Raw genomic sequence first — 15736 nt, forward strand, 5'->3', positions numbered from 1 at the left:
GTGTCAGCAATAGGACGCAGCACCTGGTAAAAACCGGAACGATTCTTATTGCCGATTTTTTTTCCAGGCTGCTGCGTCAACCGCGTCACAACTTCACAATTCACGTGCTACGCGGAAACCGAGAAAGTCGCCGCGGGTGGTCTTGAGGCGGTCGTTGCGGTTGGCCGAGCGAGAGAAGATCGGCGGCTCGCCCCAGTCGTTGCCACGCATGTGCGCGCGAATGCACTGGGGGTCCTGGACCCAGGCGCTGCCGTCGCTGGGGGCGCCTTGGTAGCTGTCGTGGTAGCAGTCGGCGACCCACTCGTAGACGTTGCCGTGCATGTCGTACAGGCCGAAGGCATTGGCCGGGTAGCTGCCCACCGGGGCGGTGTAGGTGTAACCATCCTTGGGGCCATAGGTATTGGCGTGCTTGCTGATCTCGTACTTGCCCGGTTCGTCGAAGGGGAACGGAAACGGGCCGCTGGACCCGGCACGGGCGGCGTATTCACGTTCGGCTTCGCTGACCATGCGGTACGCTTTGCCGGTGGTGTTCGCCAGCCAGCGGGTGTAGGCCTGCACTTCGTCGTAGTCCACGCACACCGCGGGTTGGCGGGGGCCTTGCGGGTAGCTGGGCTTGCTCGCCTGGCACCAGCGGCCGGGGCGATCGTCGCCGCTCTTGATCACGGTGCCGGTGGCCTTGATATAGGCGTCCAGTTCGCCGGCGGTAACTTGGTAGCGGCTCATGGCGAAGGGTTTGGTGAAGGTCACGGTGTGCAGCGGGCCCTCGTCGGGCTGGCGACCGACTTCGTCGTCGGGGGCGCCCATCAGGTAGCTGCCGGCGGGCAGCACGACCATTTCCGGGCAGTCCTTGCAGTCTTTGAACACGTCGCCGGGTTTGGCGGCGTGGGCATGGGCGCTGACCAGCAGCAGGCAGGTGATCTGGGCTGGCCGGCAGAGCCAGGTGGAGACGTTCATCAGCGGTCCTCGGAACGGGTGAATGCGGGCTGCGTTTCGCATTCAGACGAGCCGAGGCGGTGAAAAATTAACCAGTCGTTGTAGGCGCGGCCTTGCGTCGCGATGGGGCGCGAAGCGGCCCCGGCAATATCGGCGTGAATGCAAAGAAATGGGGCCGCTTCGCAGCCCATCGCGACGCAAGGCCGCTCCTACAACGGGAGCGTGGGCGGCGGGGTGGTTGCCAGCCAGCAAACCCCGGGCTATAGTCCAGCCCATTGCCCTCTTCCCGAAGACCTGCTCATGTCAGCCAGCCCTTCCACCACTTGCTTTGCCATCGCGCCAGTCGCGGGCATGGTCGTGCGTGGCAGCCAGCAGCCGGTCATGATCAGTCACTATCCACCACCACCTGTCAGTGGCGTCGTGGGCGGCGTAGCTCCGCCTCGCTGCGTGGTCGTGCTGGGCTGATCGGCTGCTGGCCGCTGCCCTTCGCACACGCAACCTACTGAACACGGTCGGCGACTTCCCTCGCTGAAGCGCACGTCGTCCGTCTGGCTTATTTGCCTTATATCAGGTGGCAATCCATGTCTGTCTTTAGCAAAACCTCCGTGGCCTCGGCGGCCACTACCTGCCTGTTCGTCCTGCTGTGGAGCAGCGGGGCGATCGTTTCCAAGCTGGGCCTGGCGCAGGCCAGCCCGTTCGCCTTCCTGCTGCTGCGCTCGGCGCTGGCCCTGGCCGGCGTGCTGCTGGTCGGGCCGCTGCTGGGGCTGCGCTGGCCGCGCAGTCGTGGTGCCGTGCTGCGGGCCCTGGGCACCGGCTGCGTGCTGCTCGGCGCCTACCAGATCTTCTACCTGTTGGCGCTCGACACCCAGGTCACCCCGGGCATCATGGCCACGGTGATGGGGGTACAACCGATCCTGACCGTGGTGCTGATGGAGCGCCAACGCTCGTGGAGCCGTCTGTTCGGCCTGGGGTTGGGGCTGGCGGGCTTGGTCATGGTGGTCTACCAGGGCATCAACCTGGGTGGGGTATCGCTGGCCGGGATGCTGTTCGCCCTGCTGGCGCTGGCCTGCATGACCTTCGGTTCGATCCTGCAGAAGCGCATCACCGACAACCCCATGGGCACCCTGCCGCTGCAGTACCTGGCCGGCTTTGCCATGTGCGCACTGTTCGCGCCGCTGCAGCCACTGCATGTGCAGTGGAGCGGCAGCTTCGTCGGCGCGCTGCTGTGGATGGGCCTGGTGGTCTCGCTGCTGGCGACCTTGCTGCTGTACCGGCTGATCGCCAAGGGCAACCTGGTCAATGTCACCAGCCTGTTCTACCTGGTGCCGGCCGTGACTGCGGTGATGGACTTGCTGATCTTCGGTAACCGCCTGGCTCCGCTTGGCCTGCTGGGCATGGGGCTGATCGTGGTGGGCCTGCTGTTCGTGTTTCGCAAGCCCGCCGCGCGCCTGGCCGAGGCCTAGGCCCTGGCGGTCCTAGCGGAATTCTTCGGGGATCGCGTGGCGCAGCACGCCTTCCTCGAAGTCCAGCAGGCCGGCGTCGCGCTGGGTGAGCAGGTAGTAGAGCAGGGTATCGAGCGAACGCTGCGGCGGGACCTCGAGCGCCAGCATCTTCACCGCTTGCTCGGTCTCGCAGTTGCAGCCGAAGTCTTGCAGCGCCGCGCGTACCTGGTCCAAGGTTTCCGGGGGCTTGACAATAACCCGGAACACCGAGCTGCCGCCGCTGCGGCGTAGTGCGGCAAACCAGGTTTCGCCGGCTTGTTCACGGGTGGCGATCACGTCGCCCGGGGCAATGCCGTAGACATGGAAGGGAATGTTGTCGACGGCATAGCCACCGTCCACGGCCTTGGCCCACAGCCCCTCGACCGAGGCCGGTGGATAGCCGTTGGCGTCCTGTTCCAGGCGGAACAAGACCTTCTTGTATGCGCTGTTCACAGTCTGCTCCGCTTCACCTGCGCGCCGGGCGCAGTACCAGCCACAACGCCGCACCGATCAGCACGCCGCCGTACAGGTGCGCCATCGACAGCGGTTCGTCCAGCAGCCACGCCCCCCACAAAACGCCGAACACCGGAATCAGGAAGGTCACGGTGCTGGCCTTGACCGGGCCGATTTCCTCCAGCAGGCGGAAGTACAGGATGTAGGCGAATGCCGTACACAGCAAGCCCAGGCCCAGCAGCGACAGCCACACCTGCCAGCCGCCCCAGCTGGCCGGTGGCTGGCTCAGTGCGCTCCAGGCGAACAGCGGGCTGAGCATCAGGGTAGCGCCGAGCATGCTGCCCAGTGCCGACAGGCGGCTGTCCAGGCCGCTGACCCAGCGGCGGGCGAGGAAACCGGCAAAGCCGTAGCAGGTGGTGGCTGCCAGGCAGGCGAGGGCGCCCTGCAGCAGGGCCAGGTCGAGGGCCACTGGGCCGGCACCGCTGAGGATGCCGACGCCGAACAGGCCGAGGAAGATGCCGCACAGCTTGGCCAGGGTCAGCGGTTCGCGGAAGAACAGCGCGCCGACCAGCACGCCCATCAGCGGCGTGGTGGCGTTGAAGATGGCCGAATAACCGGCCGGTAACACCTGGGCGGCCACGGAATAGAAGGTGGCCGGAATGCCGGAGTTGATCATGCCCAGCACCAGGCAGGCGCCGAGCTTGCCCTGGAAGTCCCAGCGCACCCGGGCGGCAGCAAACAGCGCGACCAGGCCCAGGCAGGCGATGGACACGCGGAAAAACGCGGTCGGTACCGTGCCAAGCGCCGGGGCGATGATGCGCATGAACAGGAAGCTCGCCCCCCAGACGGCGGCAAGGGTCAGCAGGCGGGCTAGGGCGATGGGGCTCACAACGGTCTCCGGCGGCAGGGCAGGGCGCGAGTGTACGCCAGGGGGCGGGGGGATTCTTGTGCTTTCTTGCGCTGTAAACCTGTGTCGGCCCTTTCGCGGGTAAACCCGCTCCCACAGGGTTGCCACCGGGCCGAGCATTGCAGAGAACCTGTGGGAGCGGGTTTACCCGCGAAGAGGCCGGCACAGGCTCCGCAAAAACCAAGAGGCGACTAAGCTCTGTAACTCAACACCGCATCGAGGTCTTCGCATGCCCCAGCCCTGGCCCGCCGTCGAAATCGCCCGGATGATCCTCGCCGGCTTCGACGATTACCGCGACCATTTCCAGCGCATCACCCTCGGCGCCCGCGAGCGCTTCGAACAAGCGCGCTGGCAGGATATCCAGCGTGCCGCTGCCGCCCGCATCAACCTCTATGAAGAAAAGGTCGCCGAGGTCAACGGCTGGCTGCGCCAAGGGTTTGCCGAGGATGTGTTGCTGGACGTGGCGCAATGGCCGCTGGTGAAGGACGCCTACATCCACCTGATCGACCCGCGTCTGGACGACGAGCTGGCCGAGACCTGGTACAACTCGCTGTTCTGCAGCCTGTTCAGCCACGACCTGATCAGCGACGGCTGCATGTTCATCCACACCACCCGGCCCTCGATGCGCGGCCGCGAACGGGCCGCGCAAACCCGCACCTATCGACCTGACGGTGGCCTGAAGGGCTTGCTGCGGGCGGTATTTGCCGATTACCCGTTCGATGTGCCGTATGGCGACCTGGAAGGCGACCTGGCGCGCCTGGAGGAGCAGTTGCGCGACTGCCTGCCGGACTGGGTCTGCAAGGACCCGGCCCTGGCCCTGGAGCTGTTCGTGCCGGTGCTGTACCGCAACAAGGGGGCCTACCTGGTCGGCCGGCTATACAACAGCGACGAGCAGTGGCCGCTGGTGATCCCGCTGTTGCACCGCGAAGGGCACGGCATCGAGGCCGATGCGCTGATCACCGACGAGGCCGAGGTATCGATCATCTTTTCCTTCACCCGCTCGTACTTCATGGTCGACGTGCCGGTGCCTGCGGAATTCGTCAACTTCCTCAAGCGCATTCTGCCGGGCAAGCACATTGCCGAGCTGTACACCTCGATCGGGTTCTACAAGCACGGCAAGTCGGAGTTCTACCGGGCGCTGATCAACCACCTGGCCAGCAGCGACGACCGCTTCGTCATGGCGCCCGGGGTCCGTGGCATGGTCATGAGCGTGTTCACCCTGCCGGGCTTCAATACCGTGTTCAAGATCATCAAGGACCGTTTTTCGCCATCGAAGACGGTCGACCGTGCCACGGTGATCGACAAGTACCGGCTGGTGAAGAGTGTCGATCGGGTGGGGCGTATGGCCGATACCCAGGAGTTTGCCGATTTTCGCTTTCCGCGCAGCAAGTTCGAGCCGGAGTGCCTGGCCGAACTGCTGGAGGTGGCACCCTCGACCGTGGCGCTGGAGGGCGACACGGTGCTGATTCGCCACTGCTGGACCGAGCGGCGCATGACGCCCCTGAACCTGTACCTGGAGCATGCCAGCGAGGCCCAGGTGCTGGAGGCGCTGGAGGATTACGGCCTGGCCATCAAGCAGCTGGCGGCGGCGAATATCTTCCCTGGCGACATGCTGCTGAAGAATTTCGGCGTTACCCGGCATGGCCGGGTGGTGTTCTACGACTATGACGAAATCAGCTTTCTGACCGAGGTCAACTTCCGCCACATTCCACCGCCGCGCTATCCCGAAGACGAGATGTCGGGCGAGCCATGGTACTCGATCGGGCCGCATGATGTGTTTCCCGAAGAATTTCCGCCGTTTTTGTTCGCCGATATCGGCCAGCGCCGGTTGTTCAGCCGCTTGCATGGTGAGCTGTACGACGCGGATTACTGGAAGCGGCTGCAGGCGGCGATACGCGACGGGAAAGTGATCGATGTGTTTCCGTATCGGCGCAAGGGGCGGTGACTGTGCTTTGGCAGGCCCGGCCTCTTCGCGGGTAAACCCGCTCCCACAGATACGGCACAGTACGCGAAACCAGTGGGGTGCCTGTGGGAGCGGGTTTACCCGCGAAGAGGCCGGGCCTGCTTTTCACCTTCACCCCTCAAACACTTCAAGTCACTGAAATTCGTCCGCACCTGGCCCAGCCGCTCCTGCAGGAACCGCCGCTGCTGCGGGGTGCTCTGTTGCACCAGGTCGACCAGCAGGCTACGCGCCTGCCGCTCGGTATTCTGGAATGCCGCGCGATATTCCGGCGTCCACAAGCTCTCCTTGCGCTGCAGCAAGGTCGCCAGGCGCGGCTCGAAGCTGGCGTCGTTACGCTGGTTCATTGCCAGCAGCAGTTGTTGCTGCCAGTGGGCGCGGTTGGCGATCCATGCGCGGTTCTGGTCGCCCAGCGCCTCGGACCAGGCCCGTACCCGTTGCTGCTGCACCGGGGTCAGCTCGCCAAACCAGGGCGTGAGGCGTTTTTCCATGCGTTCGGCGCGGCGGGCAATCTGTTTCGACAGCGGCGTATCGACATACTGTTTCTGCCGTTCGGCGATGTCGTCGCGGAACGCCTCGCGCATCTCCGCCACCTGGGCGTCGCTCATGCCGCGTAGCAGTTCAATGGCCGACGGGGTGATCTCCTCCGCCACCCGGCCAATCGCCTCGCGCGCTTCGCGGGTGCGTTGCTGCAGGGCCTGGTCGGTTACCTGGTCGTCGGCCACCATGTCACGTACCCGGTCCAGCCAGTCGAGGTAGCCAGGCAACTGGGTCTGGCAATGCCAGGCCAGGTGCTCGCGCAGGCGGTCGTCGAGCATGGCCTTCTGCTCGCGGTTCATGTCCAGGTAGTCGCCCAGCGACCATGGCACCAGGCGGTCGAGGTTGCGGTAGGCCAGGTCGATGCGGCTGCAGGCGGCCATGGCCAGGGCGAAGCCGATGGCGATGAGCAGGGCTTTGGACAGGCGTAGCGGCATGGGCTGTTCCTTGCTGAGGCTTGCCAGACGGTAGACGCAAGGGCGCGGCTGGCGGTTCCACTGCATCAGCGGTCGGGCGGCGCGCTGGCTTCAGGTGTAGAATAGCCGCCTTGTCTTGAGGATCATCGGAAATGGCTCTGCTTGGGCGTTACAACAGTTTGCAAATCGTGAAACACGTGGACTTCGGCCTGTACCTGGATGGCGGTGCCGACGGCGAGATCCTGCTGCCCGCGCGCTACATCCCGAAAAACGCCGAAACCGAAGTCGATGACTGGCTGAACGTGTTCATCTACCTGGACAGCGAAGACCAGCTGATCGCCACCACCGAAAAGCCCAAGGTGCAGGTCGGCGAATTCGCCAGCCTCAAGGTCAAGGACATCAACGGCGCCGGCATCTTCCTCGACTGGGGCCTGTCCAAGGACCTGCTGATGCCGTACTCGGAAGAGGCGCGGCCGTTGAAGATCGGCGACTACTGCGTGGTGCACGTGTACCTCGACAAGCGCACCCGCCGCATCACCGCCACTTCGCGCCTGGACCGCTACCTGGACCGCACCCCGGCGGACTACCAGGCTGGTCAGCCGGTCGAGCTGCTGGTGGCCGGCGAAACGCCGATGGGCTTCAAGGCCATCATCAACAACCGCCACTGGGGCCTGATCCACAAGAACGAGGTGTTCAAGTTCCTGCGTTCCGGCATGCACGAAAAGGGCTTCATCAAGGAAGTACGCCACGACGGCAAGATCGCCCTCAGCCTGCAACCGGTGGGCGCGGCCCTGGCCGACAGCCTGCAGGAGCAGATCATGGCCCGCCTGGAGGCCGAAGGCGGGGTGCTGGGGGTGTGCGACAAGAGCGACCCGGCGCTGATCAGCAAGCTGTTCAACGTCAGCAAGGGCAACTTCAAGAAGGCCATTGGCGGCCTGTTCAAGCAGGGCCGCATCGTCATCCATGACGATCGGATCGAGAAGGCCTGATCAGGCCTGCACGAAGGTACGGAAGTCCAGCTGCTCGCCACCCGGGCGGGTGTCGCGCAGCAGCGAGTCGCGGTCGGCACTGAGCGCCAGGCTGATGGTCGAGCGGCGCTTGCCGGGGTTGCGCACCTCCATCTGCTCCTGGTGGGCGCGCAGGAAGTTGGTCGGCACCTTCAGGTGCTGCAGCTCATCGCTTTCCGGGGTGTGCAGCAGCAGGTTGACCCAGTCGGGCTGGCCCTTGCGCAGCAGCGCCACCGGCACCTCGAACCACCACAGGTTGCGTTTGCGGTCGAGAATGGCGAACAGGGTATTGGCGCTGGTCAGCACCGGCCGGGCCAATGCTTGGTTACGCCGGGCGATGGCGGCGGGTTTGTCGAGTTTCATGCAGGTTCCTGCGGGTTGACGCTACGAAGGCCTGCATTGTGAGGGGTGGCACCGGGCGCGGCAAGGCTTGCCGTCTGCCATGCCTGCAAGGTTGCCGCTTGGCTCATGCGCGGGTGATTCATTGAAACTCCTGGCGAAGGGCCCGGGTCCACCGACTGTCGACACGGTCCACGTGTCTCCAGTTACAGGAGTTTTGCCATGAGCGGTACCAAAGACAAAGCGAAAGGGTTGGCCAACGAAGCGATCGGTAACGTCAAGCAGGGGGTTGGCAAAGCCACCGACAATGACAGGCTGCGCGCCGAGGGCGAGGCGCAGGAGTTGAAAGGTGAAGGGCAACAGATCAAGGGCAATGTGAAGGATGCAGTGAAAAAGCCTTGATGTGATTCGCCAAGCAGCCTCTTCGCGCTGGCCCGCGAAGAGGCTGATACTGCTGTAAGAAAATTCTTGCAGTTTTGCCGGGAGCAGCACAGCGCCGACAGGGTCTATTAGACTTGTCCGTTGAACCGATCAAGCGGCGAAAGGAGACGCTATGATTTTCCCCGACCTGCGCGGCCTGCCCTTGCACCGCGTGCTGGTACGTACGGTCAAGGAATTCCTTGACGACGAGATGTCCACCTACGCCTCGGCATTGGCGTATCAGGCGCTGTTCTCGCTGTTTCCTTTTCTGCTGTTCTTGATAGCGCTGATCGGCTTCCTGCACCTGCCGGACTTCTTCTCCTGGTTGCGCCTGCAGTCGGAACTGGTGCTGCCGCCCCAGGCGCTGGAGCAGGTGAACCCGGTGATCGACCAGTTGCAACAGTCCAAGGGCGGGCTGCTGTCGGTAGGTATCGTGATTGCCCTGTGGACCGCCTCGGCCGGTGTGCGCCTGATGATGAGCGCGATGAACGCCGCCTACGACGTGCCCGAGGGGCGCCCGGCCTGGAAGCGCATGCCGCTGTCGATCATCTACACGGTAGGCTTGGCCGGCATGCTGCTGGTGGCGGCGGCGCTGATGGTGCTGGGCCCGCAGGTAATGGAATGGATCGCGGCGCAGGTTGGCATGCAGGAGTTCATCGTCACCTTGTGGACCGTGCTGCGCTGGCCGGTGATCGTGATTCTGCTGATGGTTGCAGTGGCGGTGATCTACTACGTGATGCCGGATGTGAAACAGGAGTTTCGCTTCATCACCCCGGGCTCGGTGCTGGCGGTGGTGGTGTGGATCGTGGCGTCGCTGGGCTTTGCCTACTACGTGAAGACCTTTGCCGACTACAACGCCATGTACGGCAGTATTGGTGCAATCATCGTGCTGTTGCTGTACTTCTATATTTCCGCTGCGGTGTTGCTGCTGGGCGCGGAAATGAACGCCGTGATCGAGCACATGTCCAGCGAGGGCAAGAACCCGGGCGAGAAGGAAGCTGCCGAGCACACCCCCCACGCCACCATTACCGTGCTGGGCCATGAACACCCGGTACCCAGCGAGCACCAACCTACCGAGCCGAACTCCCGATGATCCGCGACATTCTCAAGATGGGTGACGAACGCCTGCTGCGCATCGCGCCGCCCGTACCCCAGCACATGTTCGGCAGCGCCGAGTTGCAGCAACTGATCGACGACATGTTCGAAACCATGCATCACGTCGGCGGTGTCGGCCTGGCGGCGCCGCAGGTGGGCATCGACCTGCAGCTGGTGATCTTTGGCTTCGAGCGCAGCGAGCGTTACCCGGATGCCGAGCCGGTGCCGCAGACCATCCTGCTCAACCCGGTGATCACGCCAACCTCCAGCGAACTGGAGGATGGTTGGGAAGGCTGCCTGTCGGTACCTGGCCTGCGCGGCGTGGTGCCGCGATTCAAGCATATCTGCTATACCGGCCTCGACCCCCAGGGCAAGCCGATCGAGCGCTTTGCCGAAGGCTTCCAAGCCCGGGTGGTGCAGCACGAATGCGACCACCTGATCGGCCGCCTGTACCCGTCACGCATCCAGGACTTCTCCCGGTTCGGCTACACCGAGGTGCTGTTTCCCGGGCTTGACCCCAGCGACGACTGACCCCGCTGCAGGGCCACCAGGCGTTTGCTGCGCTGGTAGCGCTGCAGGCGGCCAGCCAGGGCTTGCGGCAAGTGCCCGGCAGTGGCGAAGCCCAGGCGCTGATAGAAGGCTGCAAGGTCCGTATGGCAGAACAGCCAGGTCGGGCCGCCTGCCTGCGCCAGCGCCGCCTCGATCAAACGCCCGGCTACCCCCTGGCCGCGGTGCTGCGGGGCGACGAACAGTCCGGTCAGCCAGAAGCCGTTGTCTACCGGGCTCAGGCTCAACCCGGCGATGATCCCAGGCGCCCTGGCCACCCATAGTTGCCCGTCGCCCGCAGCACGCATGCGCGTGCCATGCTGGCGGTAAAAATGGTCCAGTAGCCGGCGTTCGCTGGCCGACAGTGGCGAACACTGCAGATTGAGAGAAATGGTGGGGCCCGCCCTGAAAAGTGACCAAACGCTCTGGCCTGACTATTTGCGGCCACGTTGTCGCAGATTGTTGCAAATACTGCAAGGCTGAATATCCGACCGTGGGGTTCAACTATTCAGGGTCGGGAGTAGACTTTCACTCATCCCCCCTGGCAGTACGAAGCGGGATCGGTACTTCGTGCCATCTTCAGCGTAGATGGCAACTTCTCCGCGCCGTCACGGCAATAGAAGTCAATCGATCAGCTTGAACGCGTGAAAGGCAGACTCACATGAAACCACTACTGATTCTTGCATTGGTCGGTATGTCCTCGTTCGCCCTCGCCGATGAGGCCAAACCCGTCAACAGCGAACCCCTGACCCAGCAATACGACTACTCCATGAACCTGGATATCAAGCGGGTGATCAACCTTTCGACCATCCCCAACGTGTGCGAAGTGGTCCCGGCGACCATGACCTACGAGGATCACCAGGGGCAGGTGCATACCATCCAGTACCGTGCCATGGGTGAGGGTTGCCAGCAGGGTTGATCAGGTCGTTGCCTGATGGGTGGCCCCTGCGGCGATCTGCCCCGGGGCCAGCCGCGCATGCTCTTCGAGCGATAGAAAAATCCTGAATGAATATCGAGGAAAAAGTGCTATCTTATTTTGATAGCATTTTTCGATGAATACTCGATACCGCAAGATCCTCGATGCAATTTTCCGCACGCCGACTACGGTGTCGTTGGCTTTTTCCGAAATCGAGGCATTGACGCTCCACTTGGGTGGCCAGGTATTGGAGCGGCAAGGATCCAGGGTCAAGCTTGTGCTGGCTGGCCAATGCGGGCGAGGCCACCGGTCTCATCCTGGTAAGGAAGCCAAGCGGTATCAATTGAAGAGGCTCGCGAATTCCTCTTGCGGGCAGGAGTCAGGATATGAGTTGCATGCGCTATAAAGGCTACGCTGCCCGTATCGAGTATGACGAGCGTGACGATATCTTCGTCGGCCGAGTGCTTGGTATGCGTGACATCATCAGTTTTCACGCGGGGTCGGTGCCGGAGCTGCATGAGGCTTTCCGCGATGCGTTGGAGGATTACCTGGCCGATTGTGCAGAGCAGGGCATAACGCCAGAAAAACCTGCCTCTGGCAAAATCATGCTGCGCATCCGCCCCGAAGTCCATGCCGCGGCGAGTATCGCCGCATGCGCCGCCGGCAAGAGCTTGAACCAATGGGCGGACGAAGTCTTCGAGCAAGCCGCCATGGCCTGAGCCCACGCACTTCCCATCCGCTGCGCAGTCATGGCACGCTCTAGGCCGCTTTCTTGAGCCGCAGCCGAGCCTTGCATGCCTTTCTCCAATGGTTTTCTCCTCAGTCTTTCCCTGTGTCTGGATATCGGCATTGCCAATATCGCCATGATTACCTTGGCCATGCAGCGTGGTTTCCTCCAGGGCTTCTGGCTGGGCCTCGGTACCTGCGTCGGCGACCTGCTGTATGCCATTGCCGCATTGGCCGGAATGACCGTGCTGCTGCAGTTCGAAAGCGTGCGCTGGGCGCTGTGGTTGGGTGGCTCGGTGTTGCTGGTGTGGTTCGCGCTGAAAATGCTCCTGGCCGCGTGGCGCGGCGGGCACATGGAGGCGCGGGGCGAGGTGGTGGTGGAGTCGGGGTGGCGCGAATTCCTGCGCGGTATCTTTCTGGCCATGTCGTCGCCCAGCGCCATCTTGTGGTTTGCCGCGGTGGGTGGCGTGCTGATTTCCCGTTCCGGCGGCGGCAGCCTGGTGGAGGCCGGGTTGTTCCTCGGTGGCTTCTTCGCGGCCGGGCTGGTTTGGTGCGTTGGCCTGTGTGGCATTGCCAGCCATGGCGGGCGCTTGCTGGGTGACCGGCTGCTGACCTGGTCATATCTGCTGTCGGCGGCGATCTTCTGTTATTTCGCGGTGTATGTGATCGTGTCGGGGTATCGGGAATTCGTTTGAGCAGGTCGGCCCGTTGCCGGCTTCGCTGGCAGAAATATTTCCAGGCCTTGTCGATTCCCCCGCCCTCGGTTCGACCATAGGTGAAGGCACGCTGCCGGCGTTGCCACCACCCATGACCTGTCGGAGCAACCCCCGATGAGCACTACAGCCGAAACCGAGATCCGCCAACTGATCGCGCGCTGGATGCAGGCCGTGCGCGACCGCGACATCGCCAACATCATCGCCCCTTATGCCGACGACATCGTCGCCTTCGATGCCATCCAGGCCCTGCAATTCAAAGGCAAGGCCAATTACCAGGCGCACTGGGAAATGTGCATGGGCCTGTGTACCGGCCCGATGGTCTTCGAACTCGCCGAACTCACCGTGCATGCCGCTGGCGACCTGGCCCTGGCCCATTGGCTGAACCGCTGTGGCCCGGCCGACAACGAAAGCCAGTGCGGCTTCATGCGTGCCACCGTAGGCTATCGTCGTCAGGGCGGCCAGTGGCAGGTCATCCATGAACACTGGTCGGCGCCATTCGACATGCAGACCCAGAAAGCGCTGTTCGATCTCAAACCCTGAGCGGTTATCGCCAAACATACGTTGCCAATGCCTGGAGGCGACCATGAAATACCTGTGCCTGGTCTATTGTGACGAGGGGCTGCTGCACAGCCTGCCCGACAGCCCGGAAGACGCCGAATGCATGGCGTACGCCGAATCCATCCAGGGCACCGGGCGAATGCTGGCGGCCGAAGCGCTGAAGTCGGTGCAGACCGCCACCACGGTACGCATGCGCAACGGCCAGATGAGCCTGACCGATGGCCCGTTCGCCGAGACCAAGGAGCAACTGGCCGGCTTCTACCTGGTGGAAGCCCGCGACCTGAACGAGGCGCTGAACATCGCCAAGGGCATCCCCGCTGCGCGGGTTGGCAGTGTCGAGGTGCGGCCAGTGCGTGAACTGCAACCCTGACAGCGACGGAGAGCCTGAGCATGACCCTTGCACTGCCTGCGCAAGCGCAACACGAATTGTCCATCAGCCGCCTGATCGACGCGCCACCGGCCAAGGTGTTCCGCGCCTGGACCGAACCCCAGTGGTTGATGCAGTGGTGGGGCCCGCACGGCATGACCACCCCGGAATGCGAAATGCAGTTGTGGCCTGGTGGCCTGTTCCGCACCCTGATGCGGGCACCGGACGGCAGCGAGTACCCGAACCAGGGCGTGTTCCTGGAAATTGCCGCGCCGCGCCGGTTGGTATTCACCGATGCCTTCGGCCCGGGCTGGGTGCCTTCGGACAAGGCCTTCATGACCGCCGTGATCAGTTTCGACGAGGAACAGGGCAAGACCCGCTACACCGCCCGTGCCTGGCACTGGAGCGCCACCGACTGCCGTGCCCATGAGGAGATGGGCTTCCATCAGGGGTGGGGAGAAAGCCTGGAGCGGCTGGTGGAGGTGGTGACCCAGCGGATGCCTGACTGATGCTGGCCATGGCCCAGGTGCGCGCCGAGGTCGAGGCGGTCTACTTGCAGGAGTCGCGCCGCATCCTGGCGACGCTGATCCGCCTGTTGGGCGACTTCGACCTGGCCGAGGAGGCCATGCACGATGCCTTCTTCATCGCGGTGGAGCGCTGGCAGCGCGACGGCATACCCGTCAACCCACGGGCGTGGCTGGTCTCCACCGGGCGCTTCAAGGCCATCGATGCGCTGCGCCGGCGGGCCCGTTTCGACCGCTCCCAGGCAGACCTGAGCATGCTCCTCGACGGCCAGGCGCAGGACCCCAGCGAAGAAGAACTGCTGGCGGACGACCGCCTGCGGCTGATCTTTACCTGTTGCCACCCGGCGTTGTCTGCCGATGCCCAGGTACCGCTGACCCTGCGCGAAGTCTGTGACCTGACCACCGAACAGATCGCCCGTGCCTTCCTGCAAAGCCCGGCCACCATCGCCCAGCGCATCGTGCGTGCCAAGGCCAAGATCCGCGATGCCGGCATCCCCTACCAGGTACCGGAGCTGAGCGAGTTGCCTGAGCGCCTGGAAAGCGTGCTACGGGTGATCTACCTGGTGTTCAACGAAGGCTATTCGGCGTCGTCGGGCGAAGCGCTGTTGCAGCAGGCGCTGAGTGACGAGGCCATTCGCCTGGCGCGGCTGCTGGTGCAGTTGCTGCCTGACCCGGAGGCGGTCGGCCTGTTGGCCTTGATGCTGCTACAGGCGTCCCGCCAGCGCGCGCGTACCGATGGCCAAGGCAACCTGGTGGTGCTGGAGCAGCAGGACCGCAGCCTGTGGGACCGGCAGCGCATTGCCGAAGGCTGCCAACTGGTGCGCCAGGCCCTGCAAAGCCGGGCATTCGGTGCCTATACCGTGCAGGCGGCGATTGCCGCGGTGCATGCCGAAGCGGCCACGGCCGAGGACACCGACTGGGCCGAGATTGTCGGGCTGTATGATGTCCTGCAGCGGCACTGGCCGTCAGCCGTGGTGGCGCTGAACCGCGCGGTGGCGCTGGCGAAGCGGGATGGGCCGGCGGTTGGCCTGCGGGAAATCGAACGGATTCTGGCGCGGGGAGAACTGCAGGATTACCACCTGGCGCATGCGGCGCGGGCCGAGCTGCATTTTCAGCTGGGGCAGGTGGAGCGAGCGCGTGCGGCCTGGCGGCAGGCGTTGGCGCTGACCCGGCAGGAGCCGGAGCGCAGGCATATCGAGCGGCGCCTGCAGGCGATCGAATGATTTTGCTACACCGGCCCTGTCGTCGGCCAGCCAGCTCTAACAGAATCACCACAGTGCCCAAGCCTGTGGCGGTGCTGTGGGTGCTGGCTGGCCGGCGACAGGGCCGTACTGGCTACATTCGACTTCAGCTAGCCACGAAGTTCGGCGGCGATACCAGCTCGACGGTCTGCTGCTTGCGCGGTGCCAGGATCTCGGCTTCACCTTCGACCACCAGCTCATCGTTCTGGTTGTACACATTGGTGGCGATGCGCACCTTGAACTTGGGCAGCTTCTCGAGGATTTCCAGGCGCACGGTCAGGGTGTCGCCAATCTTCACCGGCTTCTGGAAGCTCATTTGCTGGCCGAGGTAGATGGTGCCCGGGCCGGGCAGGGTGCAGGCCACTGCAGCGCTGATCAGCGCGCCGCTGAACATGCCATGGGCAATGCGCTCGCGGAACATGCTCTTGGCGGCGAACTCGGGATCCAGGTGCACCGGGTTGTGGTCGCCGGACATCGCGGCGAACAGCTGGATATCACGTTCTTCAACGGACTTCTGGTATTCGGCCTTCTGGCCGACTTCGAGGGCTTCGTAGGGCGTGTTGCTGACCTGGGTCATCGGGGCTTCCTTAAGGG

The 15736-nt window shown here is 63.9% G+C and carries 21 protein-coding genes; 14 read left to right on the forward strand and 7 right to left on the reverse strand.

All coding sequences use genetic code 11. The annotated features are described in order from the left end of the window. Window positions 1-93: 93 nt before the first annotated feature. Entirely contained in the window at window positions 94-954 is an 861-nt protein-coding gene (gene pvdO, locus JKP78_RS20710; RefSeq protein WP_200627458.1) for a dihydropyoverdine dehydrogenase, read from the reverse strand. A gap of 279 nt (window positions 955-1233) precedes the next feature. On the opposite strand from pvdO, the gene JKP78_RS20715 reads away from it, so the two are divergent. After that, window positions 1234-1398 (forward strand): hypothetical protein, encoded by a 165-nt coding sequence (locus JKP78_RS20715; RefSeq protein ID WP_225931893.1) that lies wholly within the window; start codon window positions 1234-1236, stop codon window positions 1396-1398. A 116-nt stretch (window positions 1399-1514) separates the two neighbouring features. After that, window positions 1515-2396 carry a DMT family transporter gene (locus tag JKP78_RS20720; RefSeq protein ID WP_200627460.1) on the forward strand — a complete coding sequence of 294 codons (882 nt, stop codon included), beginning with the start codon at window positions 1515-1517 and terminating at the stop codon, window positions 2394-2396. A gap of 12 nt (window positions 2397-2408) precedes the next feature. Here JKP78_RS20720 and JKP78_RS20725 read toward each other — a convergent pair whose 3' ends face one another. Both JKP78_RS20725 and JKP78_RS20730 read right to left on the reverse strand, forming a co-directional pair. Continuing rightward, window positions 2409-2867 carry a DUF4265 domain-containing protein gene (locus JKP78_RS20725; protein WP_186690552.1) on the reverse strand — a complete coding sequence of 153 codons (459 nt, stop codon included), beginning with the start codon at window positions 2865-2867 and terminating at the stop codon, window positions 2409-2411. 13 nt (window positions 2868-2880) lie between these two features. Beyond that, a complete protein-coding gene (locus tag JKP78_RS20730; RefSeq protein WP_186690554.1) occupies window positions 2881-3756 on the reverse strand; it encodes a DMT family transporter in 876 nt (291 codons plus the stop codon). A 247-nt stretch (window positions 3757-4003) separates the two neighbouring features. On the opposite strand from JKP78_RS20730, the gene aceK reads away from it, so the two are divergent. Continuing rightward, the gene (gene aceK, locus JKP78_RS20735; RefSeq protein WP_186690555.1) at window positions 4004-5719 is read left to right on the forward strand and encodes a bifunctional isocitrate dehydrogenase kinase/phosphatase; all 1716 of its coding nucleotides are present in this window, start codon (window positions 4004-4006) and stop codon (window positions 5717-5719) included. A gap of 95 nt (window positions 5720-5814) precedes the next feature. Here aceK and JKP78_RS20740 read toward each other — a convergent pair whose 3' ends face one another. Beyond that, on the reverse strand, window positions 5815-6708 hold the full coding sequence (locus JKP78_RS20740; protein WP_200627462.1) for a DUF6279 family lipoprotein: 894 nt from the start codon (window positions 6706-6708) through the stop codon (window positions 5815-5817). 131 nt (window positions 6709-6839) lie between these two features. Between JKP78_RS20740 and JKP78_RS20745 the strand changes: the two genes are divergently transcribed. Next, a complete protein-coding gene (locus JKP78_RS20745) occupies window positions 6840-7676 on the forward strand; it encodes a CvfB family protein (protein WP_186690556.1) in 837 nt (278 codons plus the stop codon). Here the strand turns inward: JKP78_RS20745 and JKP78_RS20750 are convergent, their stop codons facing one another. Further along, entirely contained in the window at window positions 7677-8057 is a 381-nt protein-coding gene (locus JKP78_RS20750; RefSeq protein WP_186676182.1) for a hypothetical protein, read from the reverse strand. 198 nt (window positions 8058-8255) lie between these two features. Here JKP78_RS20750 and JKP78_RS20755 point away from each other — a divergent pair, with 198 nt between their 5' ends. From JKP78_RS20755 to def, 3 genes are all read left to right on the forward strand, one after another. Next, entirely contained in the window at window positions 8256-8435 is a 180-nt protein-coding gene (locus JKP78_RS20755) for a CsbD family protein (RefSeq protein WP_114168292.1), read from the forward strand. Window positions 8436-8586: 151 nt separating this feature from the next. After that, entirely contained in the window at window positions 8587-9546 is a 960-nt protein-coding gene (locus JKP78_RS20760) for a YihY/virulence factor BrkB family protein (protein WP_186690557.1), read from the forward strand. Then, window positions 9543-10079 carry a peptide deformylase gene (def, locus tag JKP78_RS20765; RefSeq protein ID WP_186690558.1) on the forward strand — a complete coding sequence of 179 codons (537 nt, stop codon included), beginning with the start codon at window positions 9543-9545 and terminating at the stop codon, window positions 10077-10079. The genes JKP78_RS20760 and def overlap by 4 nt, the downstream gene beginning before the upstream one ends. Here the strand turns inward: def and JKP78_RS20770 are convergent. Continuing rightward, the gene (locus JKP78_RS20770; RefSeq protein WP_186690559.1) at window positions 10034-10402 is read right to left on the reverse strand and encodes a GNAT family N-acetyltransferase; all 369 of its coding nucleotides are present in this window, start codon (window positions 10400-10402) and stop codon (window positions 10034-10036) included. The genes def and JKP78_RS20770 overlap by 46 nt on opposite strands. A gap of 353 nt (window positions 10403-10755) precedes the next feature. Here JKP78_RS20770 and JKP78_RS20775 point away from each other — a divergent pair, with 353 nt between their 5' ends. From JKP78_RS20775 to JKP78_RS20805, 7 genes are all read left to right on the forward strand, one after another. Then, entirely contained in the window at window positions 10756-11013 is a 258-nt protein-coding gene (locus JKP78_RS20775; protein ID WP_186690561.1) for a DUF2790 domain-containing protein, read from the forward strand. Between the two features lie 383 nt (window positions 11014-11396). Continuing rightward, on the forward strand, window positions 11397-11729 hold the full coding sequence (locus JKP78_RS20780; protein WP_200627464.1) for a type II toxin-antitoxin system HicB family antitoxin: 333 nt from the start codon (window positions 11397-11399) through the stop codon (window positions 11727-11729). A 75-nt stretch (window positions 11730-11804) separates the two neighbouring features. Then, window positions 11805-12431, forward strand: coding sequence for a LysE family translocator (locus JKP78_RS20785; RefSeq protein ID WP_170031351.1), 627 nt, complete (start codon window positions 11805-11807; stop codon window positions 12429-12431). A 135-nt stretch (window positions 12432-12566) separates the two neighbouring features. Then, a complete protein-coding gene (locus tag JKP78_RS20790) occupies window positions 12567-12992 on the forward strand; it encodes a YybH family protein (RefSeq protein ID WP_170031349.1) in 426 nt (141 codons plus the stop codon). A 43-nt stretch (window positions 12993-13035) separates the two neighbouring features. Further along, a complete protein-coding gene (locus JKP78_RS20795) occupies window positions 13036-13380 on the forward strand; it encodes a YciI family protein (protein ID WP_186690563.1) in 345 nt (114 codons plus the stop codon). 20 nt (window positions 13381-13400) lie between these two features. Next, window positions 13401-13886: an SRPBCC family protein gene (locus JKP78_RS20800; RefSeq protein WP_200627466.1), complete on the forward strand. Its 486-nt coding sequence runs from the start codon at window positions 13401-13403 to the stop codon at window positions 13884-13886. Next, a complete protein-coding gene (locus JKP78_RS20805) occupies window positions 13886-15124 on the forward strand; it encodes an RNA polymerase sigma factor (protein ID WP_186690565.1) in 1239 nt (412 codons plus the stop codon). Before JKP78_RS20800 ends, JKP78_RS20805 begins: the two co-directional genes overlap by 1 nt. 124 nt (window positions 15125-15248) lie before the next feature. On the opposite strand, the gene JKP78_RS20810 is transcribed toward JKP78_RS20805, so the two are convergent. Continuing rightward, a complete protein-coding gene (locus JKP78_RS20810) occupies window positions 15249-15719 on the reverse strand; it encodes a MaoC family dehydratase (RefSeq protein ID WP_170031341.1) in 471 nt (156 codons plus the stop codon). Window positions 15720-15736 lie beyond the last annotated feature (17 nt).

Origin of the sequence: Pseudomonas sp. LAM2023 (assembly GCF_016620375.1) — a bacterium.
GTDB lineage: Bacteria > Pseudomonadota > Gammaproteobacteria > Pseudomonadales > Pseudomonadaceae > Aquipseudomonas > Aquipseudomonas anuradhapurensis.